This window comes from Streptomyces sp. a15 (assembly GCF_059026085.1).
Genome location: NZ_JBWLKM010000019.1, coordinates 16,409 through 34,791 on the forward strand (window position 1 = coordinate 16,409; position 18,383 = coordinate 34,791).

Below are 18,383 nucleotides of genomic sequence, written 5' to 3' on the forward strand. Positions count from 1 at the left end.
CTGGAAATGCGCCTGCCCCCGAGCCCCGACCGCAAACACGGGCAGGTTTTCCGGGGACGCGCAGGGTGACTCGTAGAGCTGCTGCCCGTGTCACCTGTGTGTCCCCTATGCCCGGGAGGTCCGTACATGAGCACCAAGGTCTCCGACCACGTCCTGGAGCGACTGCGCGAGTGGGATGTGGACCACGTCTTCGGCTATCCCGGCGACGGCATCAACGGCCTGCTCGCCGCCTGGGGGCGGGCCGACAACCAGCCGCGTTTCGTCCAGTCCCGGCACGAGGAGATGTCCGCGTTCCATGCGGTCGGCTACGCCAAGTTCAGCGGCCGTCTCGGCGTGTGCACGGCCACGTCCGGGCCCGGCGCGATCCATCTGCTGAACGGGCTGTACGACGCGAAACTCGACCATGTGCCGGTGCTGGCGATCGTCGGTCAGACGCACCGCACCGCGATGGGCGGCTCCTACCAGCAGGAGGTGGACCTGCACAGCCTCTACAAGGACGTCGCCTCCGAGTTCGTGGAGACGGTGACGGTGCCCGAGCAGCTGCCCAACGTGCTGGACCGGGCGATCCGCACCGCTTACGCGCGCCGCTGTCCGACGGCGATCATCATCCCCGGCGATGTGCAGGAGCTCGACTACTCGCCGCCCACGCACGAGTTCAAGATGGTGCCCTCCAGCCTGGACCGCAGTTCCTGGACGGCGACGCCGTCCGAGGAGTCCCTCCGGCGGGCCGCGGAGATCCTCAACGCCGGTGACAAGGTGGCGGTCCTGGTCGGCCAGGGCGCCTCCGGCGCGCGCGCCGAGGTGGAGCGGATCGCCGAACTGCTCGGCGCCGGTGTGGCCAAGGCCCTGCTCGGCAAGGACGTCCTGAGCGACGAACTCCCCTACGTCACCGGCTCGATCGGCCTGCTCGGCACGCGTCCGTCGTACGAGCTGATGCGGGACTGCGACACCCTGCTGACCATCGGGTCGTCCTTCCCCTACACGCAGTTCATGCCGGAGTTCGGCAAGGCGCGGGGCGTGCAGATCGACATCGATCCGCACATGGTCGGGATGCGTTATCCCTACGAGGTGAATCTCGTCGGCGACGCGAAGGCCACGCTTCAGCGGCTGATCCCGATGCTGGACACCGACCGGGGCGGGCGCGAGTGGTACGACACGGTGCGTGCCAACGTGTCGCGCTGGCGTGAGGTGATGGAGCGGCGGGCCCAGCTGTCGGCCGATCCGATCAACCCCGAGTACGTGGCCCATGCGCTGGATCCGCTGCTGCCGTCCGACGCGATCGTCACCTCCGACTCCGGCTCGGCGGCGAACTGGTACGCGCGGCACCTGACCATGCGGCCCGGTATGCGCGGGTCGCTGTCCGGGACGCTGGCGACGATGGGCTGCGGAGTGCCGTACGCGATCGGCGCGAAGTTCGCGCACCCGGACCGGCCGGTGATCGCGCTGGTCGGGGACGGCGCCATGCAGATGAACGGTCTGGCCGAGATGATCACCGCGGCGAAGTACCGCGACCTGTGGGAGGACCCGCGGCTGGTCGTCGCGGTCTGGAACAACCACGACCTCAATCAGGTCACGTGGGAGATGCGGGCCATGGAGGGCGCCCCGTCCTTCCTGCCCTCGCAGCAGCTGCCGGACGTGCAGTACGCGGCGTTCGCCCGCTCGCTGGGGCTGACCGGGGTCCGGGTGGAGAAGCCGGAGGACGTCGAGGCGGGCTGGCGGGCCGGCCTGGAGGCGGACGGGCCCGCGGTGATCGAGTTCCTCACCGACCCCGCCGTACCCCCGATCCCGCCGCACGCCACCTGGGAGCAGATGGAGGCCACGGCCGCGTCGGTCCTGAAGGGCGACGCCGACCGCGGGTCCATGGTCAAGCAGGGGTTCAAGGCGAAGATGCAGGAGTTCCTGCCGGGCCGCGAGAAGAAGTAGCGGCGGCGGCCGGCTGGGGGGCGACGACCGGTTCGTACCGGTCGGCGTCCTCCTCGGGTAGCAGCAGTTCCTCATAGCGGCCCAGTGCCAGCACCACGCCGAGCATGAGGAGCGGGATGATCACAGCGAGCAACGCCATGGCCTGTCCTTTTCCAGGGTTGTGCGCGGGGGGTGCGGGCCGGGTCTCCCTCCATCGGGAGGGCAAACCCCGTGTCGCTGTCCGGTCCTCGGGTACGCGGGTGTCCACCCCGAAGTTCTGGAGGGAGACATGCAGCGAGGCAGCGACCGGCTGAGTCGTCACCGCGACGACGAGATGAAGCACGAACTGCAGGGCCTGCTCCGGTCCGGCCACCCCACGCGCAGCGAGGAGTGGCACGACCCGGAGCCGACCGCCGAGGACGATCCGGAGATCTGGGGCGGGCCCGTCGCGCCGGCCGGGGCGTCGCTGGAGACGGTCCGGCTGGAACTGGCCCGGATCCTGGGCCGCAGCTCCTTCCCGGCCACGTCCGTGGAACTGGCACACACCCTGCGCCGCAAGAACGCTCCCGACACCCTCGTCGAGGCGGTGGAGCGGCTGCCGCGCAAGGAGTCCTACGCCACCGTGCAGGAACTGGCGCGCACGCTGACCCGGAGGGAGGGCGCCTAGTGGCGGCCGACTTCGTGAAGGACGTCATGACCCCGGGCGTCGTCGCCGTACGCCCGGACGCCTCGCTCGTCGAGGCGGCGCAGCTGATGCGCACGCAGGACATCGGCGACGTCCTGGTGGCCGACGGACAGCAGGTCGTCGGCATGCTCACCGACCGGGACATCACGGTGCGTGCCGTCGCCGACGGCGCGGATCCGCTGACGGTGAGCGCACAGATGGTGTGCACGCCGGATCCGGTGGTGGTCGCCCCGGACGACCCGGTGTCGACGGCGGTGGCGCTGATGCGCGAGCACGCCGTACGGCGTCTGCCGGTCGTCGAGGACGGGCTGCCGGTCGGGATGGTGAGCCTCGGGGACCTCGCCGAGGCCGAGGACCCGGACTCGGCGCTCGCCGACATCAGCCGGGCCCTGCCCGACGACGCGCGGGGCGCCGACGGGCGGGACACCCTGTGAGCCCGGGCCGCGACCGGGCTGCGAAGATCGCGGCCTCGGGCACCGTCGTGGACGTCGGAGAGGCGACCACGCGCTACCTGCTGTACGGGCTGCTGCCCGGCTGGTTCGTGCCCGGTCTCGCCGACTGGGTCATGCACCGGCGTACCCGCATCGAGGACACCGCGGGGACCAAGGAGTCCCTCATCCACTCACTGATGATGGCCGAGGTCGGCCTCCCGATCGCACTGACCCTGCGCTACAGGGTCAACCCGCTGCTGCTGAGCGTGCAGCTCGGCGGGGCCGCCGTGCACGAGGCGACCGCACTGTGGGACGTGCGCACAGCCGTCCACAGCGACCGCGAGGTCAAGCCGGTCGAGCAGCACATCCACAGCTTCCTGGAGTCGCTGCCGTTCGGCGCGCTGGCCTCCCTGATGTGTCTGCACGCCGACCAGGTCAGGTCACTGCTGCGGGGCGGCCGGGGCGACCCGGACGCCTGGCGTCTGTTACCGCGCCGGCCGCAGCTGTCGCCCGGCTATCTCGCGGGCATCACCGCCGCTATCGGCGTCTTCGTGCTCCTGCCGTACGGCGAGGAGCTGCTGCGCTGCCGGCGCGCGGCCCGGTCGAGGAAGAAGCGCGCGGGGGGCGACGAGGCCAAGTGGCGTGCCCCGCGCACCAAGAAGCGTTCCGAGAAAGGTCGTTGAACCATCATGCGCATCGCGTTTCTGACCGCACCCGAAGGCGTGGAGCAGATCGAACTCACCGACCCGTGGCAGGCCGCGAAGGACGCGGGCCACGAACCCGTGCTCGTGTCGACGAAGTCCGGCGAGATCCAGGCGTTCAACCACCTCGACAAGGCGGACACGTTCCCCGTGGACGAGGTCGTGGGCGAGGTATCGGCCGACTCCTTCGGCGGGCTGGTCCTGCCGGGCGGGGTCGCCAACCCGGACTTCCTGCGGATGGACGAGAAGGCCGTGGCCTTCGTACGGGACTTCTTCGAGCAGGGCCGTCCGGTGGCCGCGATCTGCCACGCCCCGTGGACCCTGGTGGAGGCGGACGTCGTCCGCGGCCGGGTGCTGACCTCCTGGCCGAGCCTGCGGACCGACCTCCGCAACGCGGGCGGCACCTGGGTGGACGAGCAGGTGAAGATCTGCGACCACGGCACCAACAAGCTGGTCACCAGCCGCAAACCGGACGACCTGAAGGCGTTCTGCGAGGCCTACCTCGACGTGTTCGCCCAGGAGGCCGCCTGATGACAGCCCCCGACGACCGCAAGCAGGACCAGCGCGAGGCGTTCCGCTCGGACGACCCGGCCGCCGGTCCGCTCACCACCGACCAGGGGGTGGAGGTCGACCACACCGACGACTCGCTGACGGCGGGCGACCGCGGGCCGACCCTGATGGAGGACTTCCACTTCCGGGAGAAGCTCACCCACTTCGACCACGAGCGGATCCCGGAACGGGTGGTGCACGCGCGGGGCGCGGGCGCGTACGGCTACTTCGAACCGTACGAGTCCTGCGCGGAGTTCACCCGCGCGGGCTTCCTGCAGGACCCTGCGGTGAAGACGCCGGTGTTCGTGCGGTTCTCCACCGTGCAGGGGCCGAAGGGCTCGGCGGACACCGTGCGGGACGTGCGCGGGTTCGCCACCAAGTTCTATACCTCGGAGGGCAATTACGACCTGGTCGGGAACAACTTCCCGGTCTTCTTCATCCAGGACGGCATCAAGTTCCCCGACTTCGTGCACGCGCTCAAGCCCGAGCCGCACAACGACATGCCGACGGGCGCGTCCGCGCACGACACCCTGTGGGACTTCGTGTCCCTTCAGCCGGAGACGCTGCACGCGATCATGTGGCTGATGTCGGACCGGGCGATCCCGCGCAGCTACCGCATGATGCAGGGCTTCGGCGTGCACACCTTCCGGTTCGTGAACGCCGAGGGACGCGGCACGTTCGTCAAGTTCCACTGGAAGCCGCGGCTCGGCGTGCACTCGCTGGTGTGGGACGAGGCTCAGGAGTGCCAGGGCCGCAACCCCGACTTCAACCGGGGTGATCTGTGGGACGCGATCGAGGCGGGCGAGTACCCGGAGTGGGAGCTGGGCGTCCAACTCGTCCCCGAGGAGGACGAGTTCGCCTTCGACTTCGATCTGCTCGACGCCACGAAGATCATCCCGGAGGAGCAGGTGCCGGTCCGGCCGATCGGCCGGATGGTCCTGAACCGCAACCCGGAGAACTTCTTCGCCGAGACCGAGCAGGTCGCCTTCCACACGGCCAACGTCGTCCCCGGCATCGACTTCACCAACGACCCGCTGCTCCAGGCCCGCAACTTCTCCTACCTGGACACGCAGTTGATCCGGCTGGGCGGACCCAACTTCTCCCAGCTGCCGGTGAACCGTCCGGTGGCGCCGGTACGGACCAACCAGCGCGACGGTTACCACCAGAGCGCGATCCACCGGGGCACGAACTACTTCCCGAACTCGCTGGGCGGCGGCTGCCCCGCCCACGCCGGCGCCGACGGGCACGCGTTCACGCACTACGCGGAGCGCGTGGACGGCCACAAGATCCGTCGGCGCAGCCCCAGTTTCCAGGACCACTACAGCCAGCCGGCGCTGTTCTGGAACAGCATGGCGGACTGGGAGAAGCAGCACATCGTCGAGGCCTTCCGGTTCGAGCTCGGGAAGGTCGACGCGAGGACGGTCCGGGCCCGGACGGTCGAGCAACTGGCCAAGGTGGACGGCGCCTTGGCGGCCGAGGTGGCGCGGGGCATCGGGGTGCCGGAGCCTTCGCCGGCCCCTGCGGAGACGTCCAAGCTCTCCTCCCCCGCGCTGAGCCTTGAGTCCCTGCGCGGCAACGGCTCGATCCGCACCCGGCAGATCGCGGTCCTCGTCTCCGACGGCATCGATGCCGAGCAGGTGAGCTCGGTGCGCCAGGCGCTGGCCGCGGAGGGCGCGATCGTGGAGGCGCTGGCGGCGACGGACGGCGGCATCCAGGGGACCGACGGTGAACTGCATACAGTCGACCGTGCACTGCCGACCGTAGCCTCCGTGCTGTATGACGCCGTGCTGCTGCCGGGCGGGCCGGTCGGCACCCCGCCGACGGCCGCCGACCCCGACATCGCCCGCTTCGTCCGGGACGCCTACCGGCACGGGAAGCCGGTGGGCGCCCTCGGCTCGGGCGTGGGGATCCTGTCGGCGCTGGAGCCGGAAGGGGTCAGGCTGTCCACCGAGTTCCACCGGGTCGTGACGGACCGGGGCGTGGTGACGGACACCTCGCCCGGCACCGCGAGCGAGGAGTTCACCCGGGCGTTCGTGGCGGCGATCGCCGCGCACCGGTACTGGGACCGGCCGCCGACGCGCCACTGACCGGAGACGGGCCAGACGCCCCTGGAAGATCGCCCTGGAAGATCGGAAGATCGGGAGACGCTCAGGAGCGGGGAGTCGCCGACTCCCCGCTGCCGCGTTCCCGGGCTCCTTCACGGGTGCGGCCCGCGGCGACCGGGCGGTTCGGATTGCGGCGCAGGAATTCGCCCTCGAGCTGCGCCATGCGGTCGTTGTGGGCCCGCAGCGCGTCGTTCGAGGCGTACAGCAGTGTGTCGTGGCGCGTGCGGTGGATGGTCTCCAGCTCCTTCATGAGCTGCTGGTCGTCCAGCCGGGCGGCGTCGACTCCGGTCATGGTCATGTCCCGCTCGTCGTGTTCGTTCATGCCCTCCGGGTACCCGCGCGGTGAGCACTACCCCCAAGCGGCACCCGGGAGGGAGCCATGGATCTCGCGTTTCTGCATCCACTCTACGAACATCCGGGGCCCTGGGCCTCCGTGTACGTCGACACCTCCCGGCACACGGAGGACACGCCCCATGAACGGCACCTGGCCGCGATCGCGGTGTCCCGGGAGCTGGCCGGGCAGGGCGCCGACGAGGAGACGTGCCGGGCCGTGCGGGAGGCGCTGGACGAGCTCCAGCACTCCTCCGAACCGCACGGGCGGGCCGTGTTCGCACGGGCCGGCGAGGTCGTACTCGATCCGCCGCTGACAAGGGCTCCGGACGGCAACAGCGCCTACTGGGCGCCGCTGCCGCACACCGCGCCGCTGCTGGAGCTGGCCGGTGAGGACACCGTGTGCATCGTCGGGTACGTCGACCGCAAGGGCGCCGACTTCGAGCTGCGCAGCGCGTTCGGACCGCAGGATGCCGGTTCGGTCGTCGGTCGACAGTATCCAATCCACCGTACGCGGTCGACCGACTGGTCGGAGCGGCACTTCCAGCTGCGGGTGGAGAACACCTGGGAACACAACGCGGCCGAGATCGCGGACGCGCTCGCGGTCTGCCAGGAGGAGACCCAGGCCGACCTGCTGATCCTGGTCGGTGACGACCGGGAGCGGCGGACCGTGCACGACCGGCTGCCCAAGCGGCTGCACGACCGGGTCGTGGAGGCGCCGCACGGCACCGGCAGCAGGCTGCTCCAGGAGGACGTGGAGCAGGCACGCGCCGCGCATGTACGCCAGCGGGCGGAGCGCGAGCTGGAACGGTTCCTCGCGGCCCGCGAGCCGGGCGACGACGGGCGTGCCGGGGCGGTCGAGGGCGTCCCGGCGCTGGTCGAGGCGGCGCGCGAGCACCGTATCGACGAACTGCTGATCCGGCCGGACGGCCCCGACGCGCACCGCGAGGTGTGGATCGGCGAGGATCCCGACCAGCTGGCGGTGCGCCGCACGGATCTGAAGATCCTCGGCGAGCAGCACTCCTGGCCGGCCCGGGCGGACGACGCGCTGATCCGGTCGGCGGTCGCGACGGGCGCCCCGGCGATCTCGGTGACACCGGCGGCTCCGGCGGCCGACCACGAGGTTCCGGTGGGCGGTCTGGGGGCGCTGCTGCGCTGGAAGTGATCCCCCTCAGCGGCGCTCGGCGCCTGCCGGGCCCGGTGACCTCTGGTTACCGGGCCCGCTCCACGCGGCGCTCGTCCCACACCGGCTCCGTCGTCTCCCGTACCCGGCCGTCGCTGCCGAAGACCAGGTAGCGGTCGAAGGAGCGGGCGAACCAGCGGTCGTGGGTGACCGCGAGCACCGTGCCGTCGAAGGCTTCCAGGCCTTCCTGGAGGGCTTCGGCGGATTCCAGGTCGAGGTTGTCGGTCGGCTCGTCGAGGAGCAGGGCGGTGACGCCCTGGAGTTCCAGCAGGAGGATCTGGAAGCGGGCCTGCTGGCCGCCGGAGAGCCGTTCGAAGCTCTGCTCGGCCTGGCCGGTGAGCTCGTAGCGGCGCAGCCGGGACATGGCGGCGCCGCGGTCCTGGGCGTGTTCCTTCCACAGGATGTCCAGGAGCGTGCGGCCCTCCAGTTCGAGGTGAGCGTGTGTCTGGGCGAAGTGTCCGGGCACCACGCGTGCCCCGAGCTTCCACTCCCCCGTGTGCGCCACGGTGTCGCCGGCCAGCAGGCGCAGGAAGTGCGACTTGCCGGAGCCGTTGGAGCCGAGGACGGCGACGCGTTCGCCGTAGAAGACCTCCAGGTCGAAGGGTTTCATCAGGCCGGTGAGTTCAAGTCCCTTGCAGGTGACGGCCCGTACGCCGGTACGGCCGCCCTTCAGGCGCATCCTGATGTCCTGCTCGCGCGGCGGCTCCGGCGGCGGCCCGGCCTCCTCGAACTTGCGCAGCCGGGTCTGAGCGGCGCGGTAGCGGGACGCCATGTCGGGGCTGTTCTCGGCGGCTTGACGGAGCGTCAGGACCAGCTTCTTCAGCTGGGCGTGCTTCTCGTCCCAGCGTTTGCGCAGTTCCTCGAAGCGGGCGAAGCGGGCGCGCCGGGCCTCGTGGTACGTGGCGAAGCCACCGCCGTGCACCCAGGCGTCGGCACCGGCGGGAGAAGGCTCCACCGACACGATCTTCTCGGCGGCGCGGGCGAGGAGTTCGCGGTCGTGGGAGACGAACAGGACCGTCTTGCGGGTCTCCTTCAGCCGCTCCTCCAGCCAGCGCTTGCCGGGCACGTCGAGGTAGTTGTCGGGCTCGTCCAGGAGCAGCACCTCGTCGGTGCCGCGCAGCAGCGCCTCCAGGACCAGCCGCTTCTGCTCGCCGCCGGAGAGGGTGCGTACCTCCCGGAACTGCGCCTTCTCGTAGGGCACGCCGAGCGCGGCCATGGTGCACATGTCCCACAGCGTCTCGGACTCGTAGCCGCGCGCCTCGGCCCAGTCCGAGAGGGCCTGCGCGTACTGGAGCTGGGCGGCCTCGTCGTCGACGGTCATGATCGCGTGTTCGGCCTTGTCGACGGCCCGCGCGACCTCGCGGATGCGGGGCGAGGCGACCGACACGAGCAGGTCCCGTACGGTCGTCTCGTCCCGTACGGACCCCACGAACTGGCGCATCACCCCGAGGCCGCCGCTCACGGTGACGGTCCCGCCGTGCGGTTTGAGCTCGCCGGAGATCAGTCGGAGCAGGGTGGTCTTGCCGGCGCCGTTGGGGCCGACCAGGGCCACGACGGCCCCTTCGCCCACCCGGAAGGAGACGTCGCCGAGCAGCGCCCTCCCGTCGGGGAGGTAGTACTCGAGGTGTGCGGCTTCCAGATGTCCCATGAGGCCGCATTGTGCGGGCCGCCGGCGAGCCCGGGCAAACCGTTATGCGTTCAGTCCGCGTCGACGGGCCGTCCCGTGGGGCCGCCCTCGCCCGCGGGGACGACCGTCGCACCCGCCCACGACAGGGCCTTCCAGCCGTCGGACGGCGATCCCTCCAGGATCACGACACCGGTGTTGTCCAGGGGGCGGGCGGCGGCGAAGGCCACGTCGACGTTGTCCGCGCGGGCCGCCGTCCACATCCGGATGGCCGCGCCGTGGCTGACCATGGCCACGGTCGAGGCGCCGCTCGCGGCGGCCTCGGCGACCACCGCGTCGTACCGCGCCAGCGCCTCGGCTCCGCTCCCCCCGCCCGGCATGCGCAGGGCCGTGTCACCGGCCGACCAGGCGAACACCGTCTCCATGTACCTCATGCCGGGCTCGGAGTCTCCCGGCAGCATCTCCAGGTCTCCCGCGGACAGCTCCCGGATGCCGTCCCGGACCCGCACGTCGAGGCCGCGGGCGGCGGCCAGGGGGGCGGCGGTGAGCTGGGTGCGGACGAGGGTGGAGGCGTACAGGGCCTCGATGTCCTCGTCCGCGAGGGCCTCGGGCAGGGCGGCGGCCTGGCGCTCGCCGAGCTCGGTGAGGCCGGGGCCCGGGACGGCGGTGTCCAGCAGGAACCGCACGTTGGTGGGGGTCTGGCCGTGGCGGATGAGCAGCAGACGCATGAGGGGTCCTCCAGGACGGCCCGCCGGACAAGAAACGGCCGCTTCAGGGTATCCGGGAGGGCATGAGCCCAGACGTCGACCTCACCGTCCCGAAGCCCGGCCACCATGTGCTGCGCGACCGGCTGCTGGACCTGGACTGCCGGCTGTTCGAGTTCGCCGCCGGGCAGCACTGGCCCGCCGCCGAACCGGTCCTGCCGCGGCTGAGCCGGAGCGCGAACCACGGAGTGCTGTGGTTCGCGACCGCGGCCGCGCTGGCCGCGAGCCGCACCCCCCGAGCCCGCCGGGCGGCGGCGCGGGGCCTCGCCTCGCTGAGCCTGGCCTCCTTGGCCATCAACACCTTCGGCAAGCGCTCGGTGCGTCGCCCGCGGCCCGTCCTGGACCCGGTTCCGCTGGTGCGGCAGCTGAAGCGGCAGCCGATCACCACGTCGTTCCCGTCCGGTCATTCGGCGTCGGCGGCCGCGTTCGCGGCCGGGGTCGCCCTGGAGTCGCCCTCCTGGGGCGCGGTGGTGGCGCCGGTCGCCTTCTCGGTGGCCATGTCCCGCGTCTACACCGGCGTGCACTTCCCGAGCGACGTACTGGCGGGCGCGACGCTGGGCGTGGGCGCCGCCTTCGCCGTACGGGCTCTGGTGCCGACCCGCGCCCAGTCGCTGCCGCCGGCCCGGCCCCGCGCGGACGTTCCCGCGCTGCCGGACGGCGAGGGCCTGGTGGTCGTCGTCAACACCGCCTCGGGCACCGCCGACCGGGCCCGCGCCCTGCAGGACGCCCTGCCCGCGGCCGAGGTCGTCGAGTGCGAACCGGCCGATGTTCCGGCCGAGTTGGAGAAGGCGGCGGCCCGCGCCCGAGTCCTCGGCGTGTGCGGCGGCGACGGCACGGCCAACGCCGCCGCCGGGATCGCCCTGCGCCACGGCCTGCCCCTCGCGGTGCTGCCCGGCGGCACGCTGAACCACTTCGCCCACGACCTCGGCGTCGAAGGCGTCCGCGATCTGGGCCGGGCCGTCCGGGACGGCGAGGGCGTGCGGGTGGACGTGGGCCGCTTCACCTGCGGGGAACGGCAGGGCATCTTCCTCAACACGTGCAGCCTGGGCGTGTATCCGGAGCTGGTGCGCGAGCGGGAGCGCTGGTCGTCCCGGATCGGCGGCTGGCCGGCCGGAGTGCTCGCGGCGCTGCGCGTGAGCCGCACCGACCAGCACCCGCTGGAGGCCGGCTTCCGCGGCGAGGCGCGGCCGCTGTGGCTGCTGTTCGCCGGCAACGGCACCTACCACCGGATGGGCCTGACACCCGGCCGCCGCCGTGACCTCGCGGACGGGCGGCTCGACGTACGGGTCGTGCACGGCGGGCGGCGGCCCGCGCTGCGGCTGCTCGCGGCCGCCGTCGCCGGGCCGCTGACCCGCTCCCCCGCCCACGCGGCGGTCCAGGTGGGCCGGCTGCACCTGTCCGGGGTGGCCCCCGGCACGCTCCTCGCCTACGACGGTGAAGTCACCGAGGTGGCGGGCGAGGTGACGCTGGAGAAACTGCCCCTGGCGCTCACGGTGTACCGGCCGCTGTCCGGGAGCTGATGGCACGTCAGTCCAGATGGCAAAACGCGGGTCTCATCATTCGACATGCGCGCGTACGGTGAGGCGTACCCGAGGAGACGCCGAACAGGGAGCCGCACCCATGTCGAAGTCGCAGGAGACCGCCGTCTACACGCACGGCCATCACGAGTCCGTGCTGCGCTCCCACACCTGGCGCACGGCCGCCAACTCGGCGGCGTACCTGGTCGGTTCGCTCAAGCCCCACATGAAGATTCTGGACATCGGCTGCGGGCCCGGCACGATCACCGCCGACCTGGCCGCCCTGGTCCCGGACGGGCACGTCACCGGCGTCGACCACGCGCCGGGCATCCTGGACCAGGCCCGGGCCACCGCCGCCGAACGCGGCCTGGGCAACGTCGACTTCGCGGTCGCGGACGTGCACGCCCTGGACTTCCCGGACGACACGTTCTGCGTGGTCCACGCCCACCAGGTGCTGCAACACGTCGGCGATCCGGTGCAGGCGCTGCGCGAGATGCGGCGGGTCACCGCGCCGGGCGGTCTCATCGCCGTACGGGACTCGGACTACGCGGCGATGACCTGGTATCCCGAGTCGCCGGGCATGGACGACTGGCTGGACCTGTACCGGCGGGTGGCCCGCGCCAACGGCGGCGAGCCGGACGCCGGCTGAAGTCCTGGGCGCTGAAGGCGGGCCTGACGGACATCACGGCGACCACCGGTACCTGGACCTTCACCACCGCCGAGGAGCGCGCCTGGTGGAGCGGCCTGTGGGCGGACCGCACCCTGGCCTCGGCGTACGCCGAGCGGGCCACGGAGGGCGGGCACGCGACGGACGAACAACTGCGCTCCGTGTCGGCGGCCTGGCGGGAATGGGGGCGGCAGGAGGACGGCTGGTTCAGCGTGCTGCACGGAGAAATTCTGTGCCGAAAGGAAGCCTGAATCACCGTTTCCGGGAAACCCGGAATGCAGGAGGTTCACACTATGGTTCCCATCCTGCTGGTACTGCTTCTGGTACTGATCCTTTTCGGTGCCGGGTTCGCGGTAAAGATTCTCTGGTGGATTGCGCTGGCTGTTCTGGTGCTATGGCTTCTGGGCTTCCTGATGCGGAGTACGACCGCGGGTGGAGGCAGGGGCCGCTGGTACAGGTGGTGAATTGACCCCGGGGTTCATTCCCGGGGCCCGGGATTAATTCCCGGGGAAGCAACCGGGATTCATTCCCGGGGAAGCAGAGGTCCGAGCGGCCCGAGGTCCAGATTGAGGTCCTCGGGCCGCAGTCCGTACCGCTCGCGCAGTTCGGTCATGCGGTCGTCGAGCAGCATCAGGGTGAGCCCGATGCGCTCCTCCTGCTCCTCGCTGAGGTCGCCTTCGTCGAAGCGGCGCAGCGCCTGGCGTTCCATGAGCTGGCGCAGCAGTTCCACCACGGTCAGGACGAGTTTCACCAGGTCCCGCTCGACGGTGTCGGGGTCGAGGTCCATCCGGTTGTGCCGCCCGGCGGTCCGGTGGTGGCGCTCGGTCACGTCGGGTCGCTCGGTCCGGTCGGTCCGGTCGGGTCGCTCGGTCATGACGACTCCCAGGGGGACGGCACCTGTTCGTTCACCGAGCTGATCAGCGCGTTCAGGTCGATGCGGACGAGGTCGACGTCCGCGATGCGCAGGGTGATGTCGCCGGTGATGACGACCCCGCCGGCGAGCAGCCGGTCGAGCAGGTCCACCAGCGCGATCTCACGGCGCTCGATCACCGTCACCGGTCCCCCTCCCCCGTGAACTCCGTCGCGAAGGAATAGGCGGCCCAGGGGCCGGTGAGTTCCACGCGCATTCCCGGTACCTCGCCCTTCGTACGGTCCACCAGTTCCACGAATTCCTCGGAATGGGCGCGCGACACGAGATAGGCCGCGTTGAGCACGTTCCGCCCCGCCACTCCGGAAAGTGCGGGGTTCTGCGGGGCGTGCAGGCGGGAATCCTCGGCATAAGCGGAAAGCCTTTCGTGCAGCCGGTTCGCGAACTGTTCCGCCTGCTGCCACCTGTCCTCGTGCGCCCGCACACTCTGGCGTCGCTGACGCAGATAGTCCCGTCCCGAGGCCGCCTTTTGACCGGGCCGGCCGTCGCCCGAGGCCGCCGGTTCCGCTTCCGGTTCCGGCTCGGTGTACACCTTGACGCCCCATTCGACCCGGCCCTCCAGCCGGTCGAGGGTGCGCCGGAAGTCGTCCTCGCGTTCCTCGATCATCGTCCGCACGCCGCTGTCGTCACGGAAGACGGTGCCGAGCCGCAGCGGCAGCGGGGTGGTGACGACGGTGAGGGCGTCGATCACGCCCTGGTGGGCGCGCGCGGTCGCGGTGAGCCAGTCCAGGTCCTCCAGATGCTCGCGGAGCGGCTTCTCGGCGAAGTCCCGCTCCGGCACATGGCTGACGACCGCGATCAGGCCGTGGTGGTTGAGCAGTCTGGGCGGGTCGCCGGCCACGCCCGTCAGCTGGGACTGCAGGGGCGCGCCGAGCGGACGGCAGACGGCGTAGACGTAGCGCAGTCCGCTCATGACGCCTCTTCCTCCCGAGTGCGGTAGGGCTCCAGTTGGGCCAGCCGCTCGCGCAACTCGGCGTTCTCCCGGGCGAGTTCCTTGCGGCGGGCGCCGGAGGACAACGCCGGGTCGTCCTCCCACCAGTCGATGCCCATCTCCTTGGCCTTGTCGACGGAGGCGACGATGAGGCGCAGCTTGATCGTGAGGAGCTCGATGTCGAGCAGGTTGATGCGGATGTCCCCCGCGATGACGATGCCCTTGTCGAGGACGCGTTCCAGGATGTCGGCAAGGTTGGCGCCGCTGCTGTGGCCGTAGGGTTCGGGCAGCCGACTGGGCGTGGTCATCGTCGGCTCCCGCCGTCCGCGTACTCGTACTCGTCCTCGTCCTCTTCCTCTTCAGCGGCCTCGACCTCGGGCACCTCGCCCTCCTCCGGCTCCTCCTCGTCGTACTCGCCGGTCTCCTCCTCGTCCTCTTCAGGCTGCTCCTCGGCGTACGGGCCTTCTTCCTCGTCCTCGTACGCTTCCTCGCCCTCCTCCTCGGCCGACTCTTCTTCCTCCTCCTCGGCCACGGCGTCGTCGTGGCTCCTGACGACCTCGCCGTCGCGGATCTCGCCGCGCCAGCCGTCGTCCGCCTCGCCCTTGAGGGCGATGTGGCGGGCGAAGTTCTTCAGGTCGAGCCGGGCCCGGCGGCCCTGGGCGCGCCAGAGGTTGCCGGTCTTCTCGAACAGGCCCTTGGGGTAGTACTCGATGACCAGCAGGACGCGGGTGAGGTTGTCGGCGAGCCGGTGGAAGGAGACGACGCCCTTCGTGGTGCCCTTGGCGCCCTCCGAGGTCCAGGAGATCCGGTCGTCGGCCAGCTGCTCAGTGGTGTGGGCCTTCCAGCTGCGGTTGGACCAGAAGACCTTCAGCTGCCAGTCGGAATGGGTGTCGTCGGCGCGGCTCGCGCTCTTGACGCCCTTCGCGAAGGTACTGAAGTCCTGGTACTGGGTCCACTGGTCGTAGGCGGTGCGCAGCGGCACGCCGACGTCGATGAACTCGATGATGACGGTCGGCTTCTTGCCGCCTCCGCCCTTCTTGCCCTTGCCCTTGCCGCCGCCGAGGTTCTTGAACGCGCCGACCACGCTGTCCTTGGCGCGCGTGGCGCCGAGCTCCAGCGCGGACCGCACCGGGCCCTTGCCCTCGGCGAGCTTGCGGCCGCCGTCGAGGGCGAGCTTGGCGAAGCCCGGACTCCTGCCCTCGGCGATGTCGTTCAGCTTGACCGTGGTCTCGCCGAGCTTGCGGCCGAAGTCCATCAGCAGGCGCTGGGTCTGGGCGGCGAGGTACTCCTGCACCTCCGCCTTGAGCCGGTCTGCGGCCTCGCTCTTGGCGACGTCGGTGAGCGGGTTCTTCGTCGCCTGGTCCTTCGCCTTGTCGGTGACGCCCCGCGCGGCTCCGAGGGTCTCGGTCATCGCTCAGCGCCTCCCTTCGGCAGGCGGGCCCGGGCGCCGCGGGCGGCGCTCCTGGCCGAGGTGGTCTTCTTGACGGCTGTGGCGGCCGTCTTCTTGGCCGCGGTCTTCTTCCCGTCCGTCTTCTTCGCCGTGGCCTTCTTGGCGGGCGCCTTCTCGGACGCCTGCTTCTTGGCCGTCTCCTTCGCCGGTGACTTCTTGGCCGACTTCTTCACCGCCGGCTTATGGCGCGGCTCGGCGTCCTCGTCGGCATCTTCGGCCTCTTCGGCCTCGTCCGACTCATCTGCCTCTTGCGCCTCGTCTGCCTTGTCTGCCTTGTCTGCCTCTTCTGCCTCTTCTGCCTCCGGCTCCTCGTACTCCTCCTCCGGCTCCTCGTCCTCCTCGCGCTCGTCCGAGTGCCCGAGGCCCGACGCGTCCGGCACCACGCCCGCGAGCTGGTCGCGGACCTGGGCGGTACGGCCGTGCAGGCGGTCGGCGATCGCGTCGATCTGCCGTTCCACCATGGCGCCGGAGGCCGCCTTGCCGACGCCGCGCATGTCCTCGCGCAGCTGGTCCCCGATCTCCTTGAACTGCGGGTTGTTCCGCAGCTGCTGGGAGGCCAGGTCCGCGAGGGCCCGCGGGCTCAGATGCATCCGCTTGCCGGCCACGAGGGTGCCGACCGCGAACGCCAGTTTCATCTTCTTGGTACGCCCGAGGACGTATCCGGCCCCTACCGCGAGGCCCATTCCCACTCGGTTCACCATGCCGTCCCCTCGCCAGTCCCCGCGCCGCCGCCCAGGCCGATCTCCAGCCGGTCGAGGAGCTCGTCCTCAAGGCGGTCGAACTCCTCCTCGTCGATCTCGCCCGCCTCGAGACGCTCTTCGAGCTGGGCGAGTTCGGCCCGGACGGTGGCCGGGTCGTAGTAAAGGCGCTCCGCTTCGTTCAGCACCTGTCTGATCACCCAGCCGCTGCCGCGCACGGGTGCGAGCGGCAGCAGCAACACCTCTGAGATGAGTCCCACGGTCGCCTCACTCCTCCGCGCGGTCCGCGCCCAGCGTGGTGCCCGCGGGCTCGGCCGGGCCGGGCTCCACGAAGCTGTACGGCGGCAGCGGGCCGTTGACGCGCAGTTCCAGGTGTGGATGGCCCGTACGGACCTGTTCCACCGCGGCCAGGAAGGACGCGGCCTCGTCGCGCTCCACCAGGAACGAGATGTTGGCGAGCCAGCCGGAGGACTCGGGGCCCACGCTCACCGCCTCGGCGGCCGGTTCCAGGGTGTGCTGCACGTCGGTCGCGTCCTCGGCCTCGCGGGCCTTGACCGCGGCCACCACCATCTCGCCGAGGTGGAGCCGCTGCTCGTAGCTGCCGCCGCCTGACTGCCGGTTGGCCTCGGTCAGGGCGCGGATCTCCGGGTTCTCGGCCATCACCCGGTGCAGCACGGCCTCCTCGTTGTGGATGGCCTTGACGTTGTACTCGACCCTGCCGTCCAGGGTGCGCAGGCGTTCCTTGTAGTGGTCGGCGCGCTCGGCGAGGACCCCGGTGACGGTGCCGTCGTCGGAGGCGACGCTGCCGAACCGCATGGGCAGGACGCAGCCGGCCGCGCCGGACTCGCTCAGGACGTTCTGGTGGGCGAGCAGGTCCCTGCGCTTGGGGCGCAGGCCTTCGGGAGCTTCGCTGACGATCGCCGCCAGTTCGCCCTCCTTGAGGATGCGCACGGGATGCGGCGGGTCGCCGACGCCTCCCATGCCGTCGGGCAGCGAAGGATGGGACGCGGCCGTGATTCCGTAGACGTACGTGCTCACTCCTCTTCCTCCTTCCTGCGCGATGCCGTCGACTTGCGGGCACGCGGCCTGGACTCGGTCTGGCCCTGGCCCTCCTCACGGGCCTGCTTGAAGGCGCCGGAAACGGTCTCGGCGGCACCGGACAGCGCTCCCTTGGACTTGCCGCGGGCGCCGGACTCGGTGATCTCGCCGACCAGGTCGGGCAGGCCGGGGGCCTTGCGCGGCCCGGCCTCCAGGTCGAGGCGGTTGCACGCCTCGGCGAAGCGCAGATACGTGTCGACGCTGGCCACGACGACCCGTATGTCGATCTTCAGGATCTCGATGCCGACCAGGGAGACCCGTACGAACGCGTCGATGACGAGACCCCTGTCGAGGACGAGCTCCAGAACGTCGTAGAGACCACTGCTGCCGCCTCCGCCGCCGCTCTGCTGGGTCGGAACAACGGTCATGCCGACCGCGCCTCCTTGTCTGTGGACTGGTAAACGGTTGGTGGGGTGGGCGGCCTAGCGGCCGCCCGGCCTGTGCGAGTCCGCCCGCCCGCGTTCGTAGCGGCGAACGCGCCGGTAGCCGGTGAGCTCGCCCTGCGGGTCGAGGTCGACCTGGTAGCTCGCCATCAGGCTCATCGTGTCGGGCACGCGGGAGAGTTCGAGAACCTCGATCTCCAGCGACCAGCCCTCCTCCGACTGCTCGAAGGAGGAGACGTTCTCGGCAGCCATGCCGGTCAGCTCCGCCAGCTGGGCGCGCGCACGGCGCAGCACCTCCATGGGGTTCGGCCGGTCCTCCGCCACGTTGCGCTCCGTGTCCTTTTCTTCGCCTTTGCGGGAATCCTGTGAATTCTGTGATTCCGGTGAGTTCTTTGTGTTCGACATGGCCACCTCTAACTCCGGGTGGCCGCTCACCC

At 70.9% G+C, this 18,383-nt stretch carries 23 protein-coding genes and 1 pseudogene; 10 read left to right on the forward strand and 14 right to left on the reverse strand.

The features are described from left to right. The first annotated feature begins 126 nt into the window (after positions 1-126). Entirely contained in the window at positions 127-1,923 is a 1,797-nt protein-coding gene (locus AC5P09_RS20860; protein WP_493875345.1) for a thiamine pyrophosphate-requiring protein, read from the forward strand. Here the strand turns inward: AC5P09_RS20860 and AC5P09_RS20865 are convergent. Then, on the reverse strand, positions 1,877-2,062 hold the full coding sequence (locus tag AC5P09_RS20865) for a hypothetical protein (protein ID WP_493875346.1): 186 nt from the start codon (positions 2,060-2,062) through the stop codon (positions 1,877-1,879). The two genes, AC5P09_RS20860 and AC5P09_RS20865, sit on opposite strands and share 47 nt — an antisense overlap. A 129-nt stretch (positions 2,063-2,191) precedes the next feature. On the opposite strand from AC5P09_RS20865, the gene AC5P09_RS20870 reads away from it, so the two are divergent. Genes AC5P09_RS20870 through AC5P09_RS20890 form a run of 5 tightly spaced genes read left to right on the forward strand, consistent with a single transcriptional unit; the run spans position 2,192 to position 6,355 of the window. Further along, positions 2,192-2,569: a DUF2795 domain-containing protein gene (locus tag AC5P09_RS20870; RefSeq protein ID WP_493875347.1), complete on the forward strand. Its 378-nt coding sequence runs from the start codon at positions 2,192-2,194 to the stop codon at positions 2,567-2,569. Between the two features lie 26 nt (positions 2,570-2,595). Beyond that, a complete protein-coding gene (locus AC5P09_RS20875; RefSeq protein WP_493875442.1) occupies positions 2,596-3,021 on the forward strand; it encodes a CBS domain-containing protein in 426 nt (141 codons plus the stop codon). Continuing rightward, positions 3,018-3,701 carry a diguanylate cyclase gene (locus AC5P09_RS20880; protein ID WP_493875348.1) on the forward strand — a complete coding sequence of 228 codons (684 nt, stop codon included), beginning with the start codon at positions 3,018-3,020 and terminating at the stop codon, positions 3,699-3,701. The genes AC5P09_RS20875 and AC5P09_RS20880 overlap by 4 nt, the downstream gene beginning before the upstream one ends. Before the next feature lie 6 nt (positions 3,702-3,707). Then, on the forward strand, positions 3,708-4,250 hold the full coding sequence (locus tag AC5P09_RS20885) for a type 1 glutamine amidotransferase domain-containing protein (protein WP_493875349.1): 543 nt from the start codon (positions 3,708-3,710) through the stop codon (positions 4,248-4,250). After that, positions 4,250-6,355, forward strand: a complete 2,106-nt coding sequence (locus AC5P09_RS20890) for a catalase (RefSeq protein ID WP_493875350.1) — start codon at positions 4,250-4,252, stop codon at positions 6,353-6,355. Before AC5P09_RS20885 ends, AC5P09_RS20890 begins: the two co-directional genes overlap by 1 nt. A gap of 61 nt (positions 6,356-6,416) precedes the next feature. On the opposite strand, the gene AC5P09_RS20895 is transcribed toward AC5P09_RS20890, so the two are convergent. Then, a complete protein-coding gene (locus tag AC5P09_RS20895; RefSeq protein ID WP_053747239.1) occupies positions 6,417-6,695 on the reverse strand; it encodes a DUF6158 family protein in 279 nt (92 codons plus the stop codon). A 57-nt stretch (positions 6,696-6,752) separates the two neighbouring features. Here AC5P09_RS20895 and AC5P09_RS20900 point away from each other — a divergent pair, with 57 nt between their 5' ends. Next, complete coding sequence (locus AC5P09_RS20900) at positions 6,753-7,868, forward strand: baeRF2 domain-containing protein (RefSeq protein ID WP_493875351.1); 1,116 nt, start codon at positions 6,753-6,755, stop codon at positions 7,866-7,868. A 46-nt stretch (positions 7,869-7,914) separates the two neighbouring features. On the opposite strand, the gene AC5P09_RS20905 is transcribed toward AC5P09_RS20900, so the two are convergent. Continuing rightward, positions 7,915-9,534 (reverse strand): ABC-F family ATP-binding cassette domain-containing protein, encoded by a 1,620-nt coding sequence (locus tag AC5P09_RS20905; protein ID WP_493875352.1) that lies wholly within the window; start codon positions 9,532-9,534, stop codon positions 7,915-7,917. 50 nt (positions 9,535-9,584) lie between these two features. Then, a complete protein-coding gene (locus tag AC5P09_RS20910) occupies positions 9,585-10,238 on the reverse strand; it encodes a histidine phosphatase family protein (RefSeq protein ID WP_493875353.1) in 654 nt (217 codons plus the stop codon). A 62-nt stretch (positions 10,239-10,300) separates the two neighbouring features. Between AC5P09_RS20910 and AC5P09_RS20915 the strand changes: the two genes are divergently transcribed. The 3 genes and pseudogenes from AC5P09_RS20915 (at position 10,301) to AC5P09_RS20925 (ending at position 12,922) form a co-directional block, all read left to right on the forward strand. Continuing rightward, on the forward strand, positions 10,301-11,794 hold the full coding sequence (locus AC5P09_RS20915) for a bifunctional phosphatase PAP2/diacylglycerol kinase family protein (protein WP_493875354.1): 1,494 nt from the start codon (positions 10,301-10,303) through the stop codon (positions 11,792-11,794). Positions 11,795-11,894: 100 nt separating this feature from the next. Beyond that, positions 11,895-12,709, forward strand: a pseudogene (locus AC5P09_RS20920) (class I SAM-dependent methyltransferase). A gap of 42 nt (positions 12,710-12,751) precedes the next feature. Further along, positions 12,752-12,922 carry a hypothetical protein gene (locus AC5P09_RS20925; RefSeq protein ID WP_053747436.1) on the forward strand — a complete coding sequence of 57 codons (171 nt, stop codon included), beginning with the start codon at positions 12,752-12,754 and terminating at the stop codon, positions 12,920-12,922. A 59-nt stretch (positions 12,923-12,981) separates the two neighbouring features. Here AC5P09_RS20925 and AC5P09_RS20930 read toward each other — a convergent pair whose 3' ends face one another. The 10 genes from AC5P09_RS20930 to AC5P09_RS20975 form a co-directional block, all read right to left on the reverse strand. Continuing rightward, the gene (locus AC5P09_RS20930; RefSeq protein WP_266453027.1) at positions 12,982-13,245 is read right to left on the reverse strand and encodes a gas vesicle protein K; all 264 of its coding nucleotides are present in this window, start codon (positions 13,243-13,245) and stop codon (positions 12,982-12,984) included. A gap of 83 nt (positions 13,246-13,328) precedes the next feature. Continuing rightward, the gene (locus AC5P09_RS20935; RefSeq protein WP_307678302.1) at positions 13,329-13,514 is read right to left on the reverse strand and encodes a gas vesicle protein; all 186 of its coding nucleotides are present in this window, start codon (positions 13,512-13,514) and stop codon (positions 13,329-13,331) included. Beyond that, the gene (locus AC5P09_RS20940; protein ID WP_493875355.1) at positions 13,511-14,299 is read right to left on the reverse strand and encodes a GvpL/GvpF family gas vesicle protein; all 789 of its coding nucleotides are present in this window, start codon (positions 14,297-14,299) and stop codon (positions 13,511-13,513) included. The genes AC5P09_RS20935 and AC5P09_RS20940 overlap by 4 nt, the downstream gene beginning before the upstream one ends. Continuing rightward, positions 14,296-14,625, reverse strand: coding sequence for a gas vesicle protein (locus tag AC5P09_RS20945; protein WP_493875356.1), 330 nt, complete (start codon positions 14,623-14,625; stop codon positions 14,296-14,298). Before AC5P09_RS20945 ends, AC5P09_RS20940 begins: the two co-directional genes overlap by 4 nt. Then, on the reverse strand, positions 14,622-15,728 hold the full coding sequence (locus AC5P09_RS20950; RefSeq protein ID WP_493875357.1) for an SRPBCC family protein: 1,107 nt from the start codon (positions 15,726-15,728) through the stop codon (positions 14,622-14,624). Before AC5P09_RS20950 ends, AC5P09_RS20945 begins: the two co-directional genes overlap by 4 nt. Continuing rightward, positions 15,725-16,465, reverse strand: coding sequence for a DNA primase (locus AC5P09_RS20955; RefSeq protein ID WP_493875443.1), 741 nt, complete (start codon positions 16,463-16,465; stop codon positions 15,725-15,727). Before AC5P09_RS20955 ends, AC5P09_RS20950 begins: the two co-directional genes overlap by 4 nt. Then, positions 16,462-16,725: a gas vesicle protein GvpG gene (locus AC5P09_RS20960; protein WP_493875358.1), complete on the reverse strand. Its 264-nt coding sequence runs from the start codon at positions 16,723-16,725 to the stop codon at positions 16,462-16,464. Before AC5P09_RS20960 ends, AC5P09_RS20955 begins: the two co-directional genes overlap by 4 nt. 7 nt (positions 16,726-16,732) lie before the next feature. After that, positions 16,733-17,503 carry a GvpL/GvpF family gas vesicle protein gene (locus AC5P09_RS20965; protein ID WP_493875359.1) on the reverse strand — a complete coding sequence of 257 codons (771 nt, stop codon included), beginning with the start codon at positions 17,501-17,503 and terminating at the stop codon, positions 16,733-16,735. Next, complete coding sequence (locus AC5P09_RS20970; RefSeq protein ID WP_493875360.1) at positions 17,500-17,931, reverse strand: gas vesicle structural protein GvpA; 432 nt, start codon at positions 17,929-17,931, stop codon at positions 17,500-17,502. The genes AC5P09_RS20965 and AC5P09_RS20970 overlap by 4 nt, the downstream gene beginning before the upstream one ends. A 54-nt stretch (positions 17,932-17,985) precedes the next feature. Then, on the reverse strand, positions 17,986-18,351 hold the full coding sequence (locus tag AC5P09_RS20975; RefSeq protein WP_493875361.1) for a gas vesicle protein GvpO: 366 nt from the start codon (positions 18,349-18,351) through the stop codon (positions 17,986-17,988). Positions 18,352-18,383 lie beyond the last annotated feature (32 nt).